This window comes from Salegentibacter profundi (genome assembly GCF_054121475.1).
In genome coordinates this window covers 344,768-356,786 of the sequence record NZ_JBSYGG010000004.1, presented here as the reverse complement: position 1 = coordinate 356,786, position 12,019 = coordinate 344,768, and the positions used below count along the sequence as shown (strand labels likewise).

The following is a 12,019-nucleotide window of genomic DNA, read 5'->3' as shown; positions in this document are numbered from 1 at the left end:
ACCGTAAATGCGGTAACCCCTCCAAATACCGCTCCTGTTGCCTACGACGATAACTATTCTGTCGATCAGGATGATGTATTAAATGTGACTGCTCCTGGGGTCTTGGACAATGATACCGATGCTGAGAGTGATCCTTTAACTGCTGTACTGGTCGACAGCCCACAAAATGGAACACTTACTTTAAACTCTGATGGCTCCTTCACTTATGAGCCCAATGCAGGATATTCCGGACCGGACAGCTTTACATATAAAGCCAATGATGGTGCTGATGATTCTAATGCGGCTACCGTGAGTATTACCGTAAATGCGGTAACCCCTCCAAATACCGCTCCTGTTGCCTACGACGATAACTATTCTGTCGATCAGGATGATGTGTTAAATGTGACTGCTCCTGGGGTCTTGGACAATGATACTGATGCTGAGAATGATGCTTTAACTGTTATAGTGGAAGACACTCCTCAAAACGGAACGCTTAGCTTAAACTCCGATGGGTCTTTCACCTATGAGCCCAATGCAGGATATTCCGGACGGGACAGCTTTACTTATAAAGCTAATGATGATGCTGATGATTCCAATGTGGCTTCGGTAAACATTACCGTAAATGCTGTAACCCCTCCAAATACCGCTCCTGTTGCCTACGACGATAGCTATTCTGTCGATCAGGATGATGTATTAAATGTGACTGCTCCTGGGGTCTTGGACAATGATACCGATGTTGAAGATGATGCTTTAACTGTTGTAGTGGAGGACAGTCCTCAAAACGGAACGCTTAGCTTAAACTCCGATGGGTCTTTCACCTATGAGCCCAATGCGGGATATTCCGGACCGGACAGCTTCACGTATATAGCCAATGATGGTACTGATGATTCCAATGTGGCTACGGTAAGAATTACTGTGAATGCTGTAACACCTGGAAATACCGCTCCCGTTGCCAATGATGATAATTATTCTGTCGATCAGGATGATGTTTTAATTGTTATTGCTCCCGGGGTCTTGGACAATGATAAAGATGCTGAAGATGATGCATTAACCGCTATACTGGAGGATAGTCCTCAAAACGGAACGCTTAGCTTAAACTCCGATGGGTCTTTCACCTATGAGCCCAATGCAGGATATTCCGGACCTGACAGCTTTACTTATAAAGCTAATGATGGTTCTGATGATTCCAATGTGGCTACAGTAAACATTACCGTAAATGCTGTAACCCCTCCAAACACCGCTCCTGTTGCCAATGATGATAGTTATGCTGTCGATCAGGATGATGTGTTAAATGTAACTGCTCCCGGGGTCTTGGACAATGATACCGATGTTGAGAATGATGCTTTAACCGCTATTGTGGAAGAAAGTCCTCAAAACGGAACACTTAGCTTAAACTCCGATGGGTCATTCACCTATGAGCCCAAGGCAGGATATTCCGGACCTGACAGCTTCACGTATATAGCCAATGATGGTGCTGATGATTCCAATGTGGCTACGGTAAGAATTACTGTGAATGCTATAACCCCTGGAAATACCGCTCCCGTTGCCAATGATGATAATTATTCTGTCGATCAGGATGATGTTTTAACTGTTATTGCTCCAGGGGTTTTGGACAATGATACCGATGCTGAAGATGATGCTCTAACCGCTATACTGGCGGACAGCCCACAAAATGGAACCCTTAACATAAAATCCGATGGGTCTTTCACCTATGAGCCCAATGCGGGATATTCCGGACCTGACAGCTTTACTTATATAGCCAATGATGGTTCTGATGATTCTAATGTGGCTACGGTAAGGATAACTGTAAATAGTTTGTCTGAGGATTTCCAGTGTATTGAAACTCCCATTAACCTTCAGCTCAATCAATCCGGTTCTGCAAATGTGACATTAAATGATCTCTATTCGGGTGATGCGACAGGATTGAACCTGGTAGCGTCTCAATTGGAGTTTAACTGTGAGGATATCGGGGAAAATGTTATAGAATTAAGCTGGACTGGAGAGAGAAGTGGTTCCTGTGAAATTACGGTGGTGGTAGAGGATAATATGCAACCTACAGCTAAGGTTACTTTTATCAGTGTGATCCTCGATGAAAACGGTATTGCCGAGATCGCACCAGAAGATCTGGATAATGGTTCCTCTGATAATTGTGGGGAGGTCATTTTTAGTGTGAGTAAAAGCCGCTTTACCTGTGAAGACACCGGGCAGAATACCGTATCTTTAACGCTAACTGATCCCAGCGGAAACTCCACCAGTCTGAACACCATAGTATTTGTAAATGCCAATCCCGGTAGTTGCACGGAACCCCCGCGAGATAACGATTATGTATTTCTATATCCCAATCCTACTGACGGGCTGGTAAAAATATCGACGCCACAGGATATAACCGTTGAACAAGTCTTTGTTTTTGATAAACGAGGCCGGTTTATTCTTTCGAAAGCTTTCGATAAAAGTGATCAGGAATACGAGCTGCAAATAGATGGCGTACAAAATGCGGTCTATACGCTACGAATTATTACCAATGAAGACGAAATCATTCGACGACTTATTATCAGGAATTGATCATTGGTTTTTGGAAATCTTTTTTTCTATGTATTCAATGATCTTTTCGGAAGGAGTATTATAATCAAACCAGTGTATCTGATCCTGTTTTCTAAACCAGGTGAGTTGCCTCTTGGCGAACCTTCGGGTATTTTTCTTGATCTCTGCTACCGCGGTTTCCAGGGAGTAAATTCCTTTGAAGTAATTAAATAATTCTTTATAACCTACCGTGTTAAGAGCATTCTGGCGGCGTTTAGGGAACAGGGCTTCAGCCTCCTCCAGAAGACCTTCATCCATCATCAGGTCAACTCTCCGATTTATCCGATCATAGATTATTTCCCTTTCAGCTTCCAAACCTATATTAATTGTTTTAAAGTTCCTTTCAGGTTTTTTTCGGTTTAGAAAAGAGGAGTAGGTTTGTCCACTTCCAATGCAGATTTCCAAAGCCCTTATGAGACGGTGAGGATTTTGAATATCTGCTATTTTAAAATATTCGGGATCCAGGTCTTCCAGCTGCTGCTGAAGAGGCTCAATCCCCTTTGTTTCATATATGGTATTAAGCTTCTGTCTTATATCCGGATCGACTGCTGGAAAATCATCTAGACCTTCGAGAATCGCTTTAACATAAAGTCCGCTTCCACCTACCATAATTACATGCTGGTGCTTCTTGAACAATTCTTCCAGTTTTTGTATCACCTCCCTTTCAAAATCACCTACCGAGTAATAATCTTCTACAGAGATGTTCTGAATGAAATGATGTGTGGCTGCTGATAGCTCTTCTTTGGAAGGTACGGCAGTTCCGATACTCATTTCCTTGAAGAATTGCCTGGAGTCCGCAGAGATTATTTCGGTATTAAAATGCCTGGCCAGCTTAATGGCCAGCGCTGTTTTGCCAATGGCCGTAGGGCCTGCAACAGTGATAAGGTAGTGATCAGGCATTCAGTTTATTTCCGCAGTTATGGCAATATTCGGCACCATTCAGATGTTTTGTTTCATTACAGTAAGGACAGACCTGGGTATTGGTTGGAACCGCTGGTTTATTGACGTTACTGTACTCAGCACTGACAATCCCGGTTGGTACTGCGATGATCCCGTAACCCATGATCATTAAGGCAGAAGCGATAAATCTTCCAAGTGGAGTTATAGGATGTATGTCCCCAAAGCCAACCGTGGTTAAAGTAACAATAGACCAGTAAATACTAATTGGAATATTATCAAAGCCCCCTTCTTCTCCTTCTACCAGGTGCATTACCGTACCCATAATTATACAGATGATTAGTACTGCAAATAAAAATACAAGAATTTTGGCTTTACTGTTTTTAAGGGCATCCATTAATTTGTTGGATTCTCCTATATACCTTGTAATCTTTAATATCCTAAAAACCCTTAATAGCCTTAATGCCCGGATAGCAAAGAGCAAATTACTTCCACCAAAAATAAAAGCGACATAGGTAGGGATAGTAGAAAGCAGGTCTACAATTCCGTAAAAACTAAAAATATATTTTCTTGGTCTTCGGATGGCTATGATCCGCAAGATATACTCAATTGAAAATATTATGGTGATAATCCATTCTGCTATATAAAAACTCCAGTAAAATTTTGATCGATAACTCGCTACACTTTCCAGCATCACCAGAACAATACTCAATAGAATAACTAGGAGAAGTGCTACATCAAAGAATCTACCTGCCCGGGTATCAGCTTCATAGATTACCTCATGGAGCTTATTTCTCCATTTTGATAATTTAGGATCAGTTTCTTTATTCAAGAAGTTATTAGCTTAGGATTCATTCAAATTTAAATAATTCTGAAAGTATAAGTAGAAAAACTTCTTCTTTTATTGTTGGATTACACCTGAAGGGATTCTAAAAGGAGAAATTGAAAGTATTCAAGTGCGTTCCTCTGGCTTCAGATCAATGATCTTCAAACGCTTGTTTCTGCGTAGATAACTCTGGATAATATGCTGGGCATCCCGGTCATTATTCATCGGGGTGATGATAGATCTTATAATGTCCAGATGATGAACCTGGTGATTGAGGTTATAATATCCCACACCTTTGAACTCGCCATCCTCGACTAATAAGGCGCTTTTTTCATCAATATCTCTTCCCTTATCAATAACGATCATATTCTGTAAAGTATATGAATGGTTGGCGATAAGCTCAAGGGCTCGTTGGTTATAGGTCTGAGCAGACTCCTCTTTTACACAGGCTCCATGACAAGCTTTTATACTGTAATTAAAACAATTGCTCGTTCCCTTTTCAAGTCCGCAAAGCCGTTTGCAAAGTTCATATTCCTCCACCCACATTTCCAATACGTTTCTGGCTCTTTTTAAGGAAGAAAAGGTGGTGATGCTTTTTGCTCTTCCGGCTTTTCCTATTTTGAAGTTGATAAAACCTTCTTCATCAGTAAAATGGTAAAGGGCATGCGAAAAAACATTTCTTTTTAAGGCTTTGTTGTATTTGGGTTTGTTGTGCTTTATCTCCTGATTTTCTTTTAGCAAAGCGATAAGCTCATTTCCAGTAGCTTCATAGCTTACCGAAGCTACCTCTTTTTGCATTTGCCTGGATTTATGATGCTCGTTGGTAAAATGCTGATTTACCCGTTTCTTGATATTTTTGCTCTTCCCGATGTAGAGAATTTCTCCTTCAGCATCATGCAGGTAGTAAACTCCCGTGATTCCGGGAAGATCCTCCAGGATGTGGACGAGTTTGCTGTCTAAATGACGCTTGGGTTCTGCCCGAACTGCATCTTTCAGGATGTCTTTTTCGACATCCTTGGCCAGGAGCATCTTAAAAAGTTTAACGGTAGCCTGCGCATCACCTGTGGCACGGTGTCGATCACTTAAAGGAATTCCAAGAGCCCGCACAAGTTTACCCAGACTATAGGATTGTTGTCCGGGGATCAGTTTCTTGGATAGCTCTACCGTACAAAGCGATTTTCGCTCAAAGTCGAAGCCTAGTCTTCTGAATTCGGTTCTCAGAATCCGGTAATCAAATTGGGCGTTGTGGGCTACCACTACACAATCCGAGGTGATCTCCACAATCCTTTTGGCAACCTCATAAAATTTCGGTGCACTGCGGAGCATCTCGTTGTTGATTCCGGTAAGGTTAACCACAAATGGCTGAATGGGCTTCTCAGGGTTCACCAGGCTGATGAACTGATCCGTCACCTGGTGACCGTCAAATTTATAAATAGCAATCTCGGTAATTCCTTCCTCATTGTATTTTCCGCCTGTCGTCTCTATGTCTAAAATTGCGTACAAAAATCCTCCTTAATTATAATTTCTTTCGCCAAAAATGCTGCTTCCAATTCTCACCATACTGCTTCCGTTCTCAACGGCTAGCTTATAATCCCCACTCATTCCCATAGAAAGCTCTTCGAGGGAGGGGTATTTTATTTTTAACGCATCAAACACCTTTTTGAGATATTGGAATTCCCCGGAAACCTGCTTTTCATCATCTGTGAATGTAGCCATCCCCATCAGGCCGATAACCTTGGTGTTTTCCATTTTCTTATAGGCTTCTGAAGCCAGCATTTCCTCAGCTTCTTCTGCTGAAATTCCAAATTTGGAATCTTCCTCGGCAATCTTTATCTGCAGCAGGCACTTTATGACCCGCTCGTGTTTTTTGGCTTGTTTATTAATTTCTTTCAGTAATTTTAAACTGTCCACTGCATGAATCAGGCCAACAAAAGGGGCCATATATTTCACTTTGTTGCGTTGGACATGTCCAACCATGTGCCATTCAATATCTTTGGGCAGAGCTTCCCATTTTTCGGTCATTTCCTGGATTTTGTTTTCCCCAAAAATGCGTTGGCCTGCCTGATAAGCTTCCAGGATATCTTCGTTGGGCTTGGTCTTGGAAATAGCCACGAGCTTTACGTTCTCGGGAAGCTCTTCCCTGTATTTCTTTATGTTTTCTGATATGTTCATCCCTCTGAACTTAAAATTCGTAAATCGTCAATCCACTTCTGAGTTTAGGCTCAATATAAGTAGTTTTCGGCGGCATGGTCAGGTTTTCATCAGCGATCTCTTTGATCTCTTCTATATTCACTGGCAACATCCCGAAACCTACTGCAAATTCCCCGGAATCTATCCTGGTTTTTAATTCAATCAGATCATTACGGCCATGTATGTAGGCGATGCGCTTGTCATTTCGAAGATCCTCGATACCCAGAATTGGTTTTAAAACCTTTTGGTAGAGTATATAAGCATCTAATTTACACAAAGAATCGCTAAACTCATAATTGGTCTTTCGCAAATACAGGGAATAGTATTCCCCATCGAGGTACATATTGAAATGATGCTTTTGGGATGGCCGGTAAACTTCCAGGCCCCTGTTTTCGATGCGGAAATTCTCATCTAGTAAAATAAGAAACTCTTCTTTGCTATGCCCGTTAAGGTCCTTGATGAGCCTGCTGTATTCATGAATTTTTAGATTGCTCTCCGAGATGAGATAACTCATGAAAAAATTATAGGGTTCCTCCCCGGTATGACCTGCATTGGCTTCCCTGGATTCCGTGGCCAACCGGTATGAAGAAGCGCAGCGGTGGTGCCCATCAGCAATATAGAGCTGAGGAGTTCTTTGAAATTCCTGTTGGATCTTTTCAATTAGCTGCGGCTGGTCAATAATCCATAAATAATGTAATTCCCGGTTTGGAGTCGCGAATTCATATTCCGGCTTGCCCTCCATTATCTCTCGCATAATGCAATTGATGTCTTTATTATCGGGATAGGTCAGAAGCACCGGTTCAGTGTTGAAACCTACTGTTTTAAGGTAATCCTTAAAAAGCAATTCCCTGTCCTCGATGGTGTCTTCATGCCTTCTAATTACGTTCTCTTTATAATCATCTACACATGTCGCGGCAATAATCCCGCTAATACTGCTGCCCCTGCTTTTTACCTTGTAAATATAATAGGCTGGCTTTTTCTCCTGGATAAAAGTACCTTCTTCCTTGAATTCCAGGTAGCGGTTTTTCACCATTTGAAAACGCTTCTCTCCCTTGAGGTTTTGCTGAAACTTATAGCCAGGGTTGATGATGTGCAAAAAGGAAAAGGGATTGAACTCCAGCTGAGCGGTTAACTCTTCAGCGCTGTAATCTTCATAGGGGCGACTGGCTACCAGACCTGCTTTGGCTCTCACCGGTCGCACCGCTTTGAATGGAATTATTTTTGCCAATTTTCCTTATACTATTTGCTGAATTGTGCTGAAACCTTTTCAGCTTTTTTATTTTCCGAATAGTCATAGAATCCTTCTCCGGACTTCACACCAAGCTTTCCGGCTCTTACCATGTTGGTAAGTAGAGGACAGGGCGCGTATTTCGGATTCTTGAACCCGTCATACATCACCTCAAGGATGGAGTGGCATACGTCCAGACCAATGAAATCTGCCAACTGTAAAGGCCCCATAGGATGCGCCATTCCCAGTTTCATTACGGTATCTATCTCATAGACTCCGGCAACCCCGTTGTAGAGGCTCTCAATGGCTTCATTGATCATGGGCATCAGGATGCGGTTGGCCACAAATCCCGGATAGTCGTTGACCTCTACCGGCACTTTATTTAGCTTTTGTGAAAGTTCCATAATGCTATTGGTAACCTTATCACTAGTATTATAGCCTCGAATGATCTCTACCAGCTTCATGATCGGTACGGGATTCATAAAGTGCATCCCAATAACTCTCTCGGGGTTTGAAACTTCAGCCGCGATCTTCGTGATTGGAATAGAGGAGGTGTTACTGGCCAGAATACTGTCTTTTCTGCAGTACTCATCCAACTCTCGGAAAATCTTTAACTTAAGCGCTTCATTCTCTGTTGCGGCCTCCACCACAACATCGGCATCTTTTACTCCTTCTTCCAGTTTGGTGAAGGTGGTGATATTGTTCAGGGTGGTTTCCTTATCGGCCTCACTGATCTTTTCCTTGGATACCATCCTGTCAAGGTTTCCCGAAATGGTTTTTAAACCTTTTTCCAGACTTTCTTCTGAGATATCGATCAGGTTTACTTTATATCCGAACTGCGCAAAAGTATGGGCGATTCCATTGCCCATCGTTCCTGCTCCTATTACTGAAATATTTTTCATTGCTGTGTTTTTTGTGTGGTTTGGTTTAATTACTAAAACTTTCGATCACTCCTTTAGCTACTCTTAGGGCTTCAGCGCCTTGTTCCAGAGTTACTATTGGGGTGCTGTTATTATTGATGGCATCGGCGAAAGTCTCCAGCTCATCAAGGATGGCATTATTTGGAGAGACTTCGGGATTATCGAAATAGATCTGTTTCTTTATACCTTCGGCATTTTGCAGTACCATCGCATACTCATCTGGATGCTCCGGGGCGTCTTTCATCTTTACCACCTCGCATTTTTTCTCAAGGAAATCTACAGAGATGTAAGCATCTCGCTGAAAGAATCGCGACTTACGCATATTTTTCATCGAGATCCTGCTGGCCGTAAGATTGGCCACGCAGCCGTTCTCAAACTCTATGCGGGCATTAGCGATATCGGGGGTGTCGCTTATGACTGAAACCCCGCTGGCATTTATGCTTTTTACTTTTGATTTAACTACGCTCAAAATGGCATCAATATCATGGATCATCAGATCCAGAACAACCGGCACATCGGTACCGCGCGGATTAAACTCTGCCAACCGGTGGGCTTCAATGAACATCGGGTTGTCTATTCTGGAAACTACAGCTCTAAAAGCGGGGTTGAAGCGCTCTACATGACCTACCTGACCTTTCACGCCTTTTTCCTTAGCCAATTCGATAAGTTCCTGAGCTTCTTCGAAAGTATTGGTAATTGGCTTTTCGACAAAAAGATGCTTCCCTGCGGAAATTGCTTTTTTTGCCGTTTCATAATGGGAAAGGGTAGGGGTCACAACATCGACTACATCTACTGCATTGATGAGTTCATCTAGATCGGAAAAGTATCTGTAACCGAATTCTTCTGATATTTTTTTCGCGTTTTCTGAATTGAGATCGAAGAACCCTACTAACTCATATTTATCCGACTCATTAAGGAGGCGTAAATGAATTTTTCCTAAGTGTCCTGCACCCAAAACCCCTACTTTCAACATATATTTTAGCTTTTGAAACAAAAATAGTATTTTGATTGCAAATAGTTTAGAAAACCCCGGAATAATCCTTCCTGCTTTTGCTTGCAAAACACCACTATCTTTAAGTATTTTTACATCCTAAAATTATGTTAAGGTGGTAGAGGATAACTTTCGTCATAAAGGAAAAAGGCAGCAACTGGTTAAGACGGTTTCCAGAAAGGGAATCACGGATAAAAAGGTACTGGATGCTATCGGGAAAATTCCCCGACATCTCTTTATGGATAGTAGTTTCGAGGATCACGCCTACCAGGATAAAGCCTTCCCTATCGCTGCGGATCAGACTATCTCTCAACCTTATACTGTAGCTTTTCAGACCGAAAAGCTCGAGATCAAAAAAGGGGATAAGGTGTTGGAAATCGGTACAGGGAGTGGTTATCAGACCGCGGTGCTCTGTGAACTCGGAGCCAAGGTCTATAGCATAGAACGCCAGCGCGAACTGTATAAAAAGACTAAGAACTTCCTCAATAAAATAGGCTACAGGCCTAAACACCTGAGTTTTGGTGACGGCTATAAAGGATTACCGGAATATGCACCTTTTGATAAGATCATAGTAACGGCGGGTGCCCCTTATGTCCCTAAAGATCTGCTGGGCCAATTAAAAGTAGGTGGTAGGATGGTCATCCCGGTGGGTTCAGAGGTTCAAACAATGACGATGCTTATCAGGAAATCTCCAAAGGAATTTGATAAAACAGAATTCGGACAGTTCAGGTTCGTTCCCTTACTGGAAGATAAAAATTAAGCTTTTAGCTGGTGACCTGATCCTGTTTCACATCACTGGCTACCATTCCATCTTTTAGTCGTACAATTCGGTGAGCATGCCTTGCTATTTCTTCTTCGTGGGTAACCAGGATCACCGTATTCCCTTCAGCATGAATTTTATCAAAGAGTTTCATGATTTCAACGGATGTTACTGAATCCAGGTTTCCGGTGGGCTCATCAGCCAGAATAATAGAAGGGTTATTAACCAGGGCGCGACCAACAGCAACCCGCTGTCTTTGCCCTCCCGAGAGTTGGTTTGGTTTGTGGTCCATCCTGTCGGCCAGGCCAACATTGGTGAGCACTTCCTCAGCTCTTTTAGTTCTTTCAGCCTTGGTATAGCCCGCGTAAACCATTGGCAGGGCCACGTTATCCAGTGCAGTGGTTCTAGGTAAAAGGTTGAAGGTCTGAAAAACAAAACCGATCTCTTTATTTCTGATCTCGGCCAGCTCATCATCGCTCATTTTACTTACATCCTCCCCGTTGAGGATATACGATCCAGAAGTAGGTGTATCCAGGCATCCCAGCAAATTCATTAAAGTCGATTTTCCGGATCCTGAAGGTCCCATAAGGGCGACATATTCCCCCCGGTCAATGTCCAGGTCTATACCTTTTAATACTTTTACGATTTCACTGCCCAGAGGAAAATCCCGGGTAATGTTTCTGATCTCGATGACTTTGCTCATGAAGAATGTTTTGTGTCAATAGGACGCCGGTCGTTCCGATTTGTTACAAGCGAATTATAAAATCTTGTTTTACCTGTTCTTTTCTGAAAAAAATCAATCCCAGGTAAAAAGTATCGATGCTCACCCTGACCTTTGGATGTTGTGTGATGGTTTCCCAGGCTTGCTCCATCCCCGGGGACCAGTGAATATCATCAAAGACGAAAACCGAATCATTATGAGCGGCCTCCAGCAGTAATTCAAAGTATTTTAGAGTTGCCTCCCTGGTGTGATGCCCGTCAAAGTATACCAGGTCAAAAGTGGATTTTGTGCGGTTTTCACCTTCCATTGTTAAAGGACTTCCTGGCCTTATTGAGGTTAGCACCTGCTCAAAGGCTCCGACTTCCAGATTGACATTTTCGAAACCAAACTTTTTAAGGTAAGCCCTGGCTACTTCTGAAGTTTGCGGACAGCCTTCAATACTGGTTACTTGTGCCGATTCGTTCAAAGCAAGTGCTGATGTGCCAATTCCAAGGGAAGTGCCCAGTTCCAGGATGTTTTTGCACTCCAGATATTTTGCAAGCCTGAATAGGAATTTAGCTCTTTTACGCGGTATTCCGACATTCCTTGCAATGGCAGCAACCTCTCTTTCTTTGGATTTAAAAACCCTGCTGCCAGCCCCGAAATCCGTAACCGTGATCTTCCTTTTATCCTCCAGCAGCTCTTTTCGATAGGCTTCCATTACCTCATACTGAGGGTAATTGGTCTTATCATAAAAACACCGGGTAACCAGCTCATACACAAAAGGTGAATGCAAACCGTGTTGGTTCTGGCTCTTTAATAGAAACTTCAGGTATCTTAACCACATTTCAAAAAGGGAATTAAATGATGTTCTCAGCTATGAGGTATGAATTCATTTTTTGAAAAATACTTTAATAAACACTAGAATTTACACGGGTAGCCAATTGA

At 42.5% G+C, this 12,019-nt stretch carries 11 protein-coding genes; 2 read left to right on the top strand and 9 right to left on the bottom strand.

The features are described from left to right. On the top strand, window positions 1-2,541 hold a 2,541-nt coding region (locus ACW6NC_RS08385), incomplete at its 5' end, for an Ig-like domain-containing protein (protein ID WP_457865159.1). Here the strand turns inward: ACW6NC_RS08385 and miaA are convergent. The 7 genes from miaA to ACW6NC_RS08350 all read right to left on the bottom strand — a co-directional run bounded on the left by miaA (window position 2,542) and on the right by ACW6NC_RS08350 (window position 9,593). Then, window positions 2,542-3,459: a tRNA (adenosine(37)-N6)-dimethylallyltransferase MiaA gene (gene miaA / locus ACW6NC_RS08380; RefSeq protein WP_457865157.1), complete on the bottom strand. Its 918-nt coding sequence runs from the start codon at window positions 3,457-3,459 to the stop codon at window positions 2,542-2,544. It lies immediately after the preceding gene. Continuing rightward, a complete protein-coding gene (locus ACW6NC_RS08375) occupies window positions 3,452-4,288 on the bottom strand; it encodes an ion transporter (RefSeq protein WP_457865155.1) in 837 nt (278 codons plus the stop codon). The genes miaA and ACW6NC_RS08375 overlap by 8 nt, the downstream gene beginning before the upstream one ends. A 120-nt stretch (window positions 4,289-4,408) precedes the next feature. Further along, window positions 4,409-5,785 (bottom strand): exonuclease domain-containing protein, encoded by a 1,377-nt coding sequence (locus tag ACW6NC_RS08370; RefSeq protein ID WP_457865154.1) that lies wholly within the window; start codon window positions 5,783-5,785, stop codon window positions 4,409-4,411. Between the two features lie 9 nt (window positions 5,786-5,794). Further along, window positions 5,795-6,454: a YggS family pyridoxal phosphate-dependent enzyme gene (locus ACW6NC_RS08365; protein WP_457865152.1), complete on the bottom strand. Its 660-nt coding sequence runs from the start codon at window positions 6,452-6,454 to the stop codon at window positions 5,795-5,797. A 10-nt stretch (window positions 6,455-6,464) separates the two neighbouring features. Continuing rightward, window positions 6,465-7,700, bottom strand: coding sequence for a DUF1015 domain-containing protein (locus tag ACW6NC_RS08360; protein ID WP_457865150.1), 1,236 nt, complete (start codon window positions 7,698-7,700; stop codon window positions 6,465-6,467). Window positions 7,701-7,711: 11 nt separating this feature from the next. After that, the gene (locus ACW6NC_RS08355) at window positions 7,712-8,602 is read right to left on the bottom strand and encodes a 3-hydroxyacyl-CoA dehydrogenase family protein (RefSeq protein WP_457865149.1); all 891 of its coding nucleotides are present in this window, start codon (window positions 8,600-8,602) and stop codon (window positions 7,712-7,714) included. Between the two features lie 25 nt (window positions 8,603-8,627). Continuing rightward, window positions 8,628-9,593, bottom strand: a complete 966-nt coding sequence (locus ACW6NC_RS08350; RefSeq protein WP_457865147.1) for a Gfo/Idh/MocA family protein — start codon at window positions 9,591-9,593, stop codon at window positions 8,628-8,630. Window positions 9,594-9,726: 133 nt separating this feature from the next. On the opposite strand from ACW6NC_RS08350, the gene ACW6NC_RS08345 reads away from it, so the two are divergent. Continuing rightward, window positions 9,727-10,371: a protein-L-isoaspartate(D-aspartate) O-methyltransferase gene (locus ACW6NC_RS08345; protein ID WP_457865145.1), complete on the top strand. Its 645-nt coding sequence runs from the start codon at window positions 9,727-9,729 to the stop codon at window positions 10,369-10,371. A 4-nt stretch (window positions 10,372-10,375) separates the two neighbouring features. On the opposite strand, the gene ACW6NC_RS08340 is transcribed toward ACW6NC_RS08345, so the two are convergent. Further along, window positions 10,376-11,074, bottom strand: coding sequence for an ABC transporter ATP-binding protein (locus tag ACW6NC_RS08340; RefSeq protein ID WP_457865143.1), 699 nt, complete (start codon window positions 11,072-11,074; stop codon window positions 10,376-10,378). Between the two features lie 43 nt (window positions 11,075-11,117). Beyond that, the gene (locus tag ACW6NC_RS08335; protein ID WP_457865142.1) at window positions 11,118-11,918 is read right to left on the bottom strand and encodes an O-methyltransferase; all 801 of its coding nucleotides are present in this window, start codon (window positions 11,916-11,918) and stop codon (window positions 11,118-11,120) included. Window positions 11,919-12,019 lie beyond the last annotated feature (101 nt).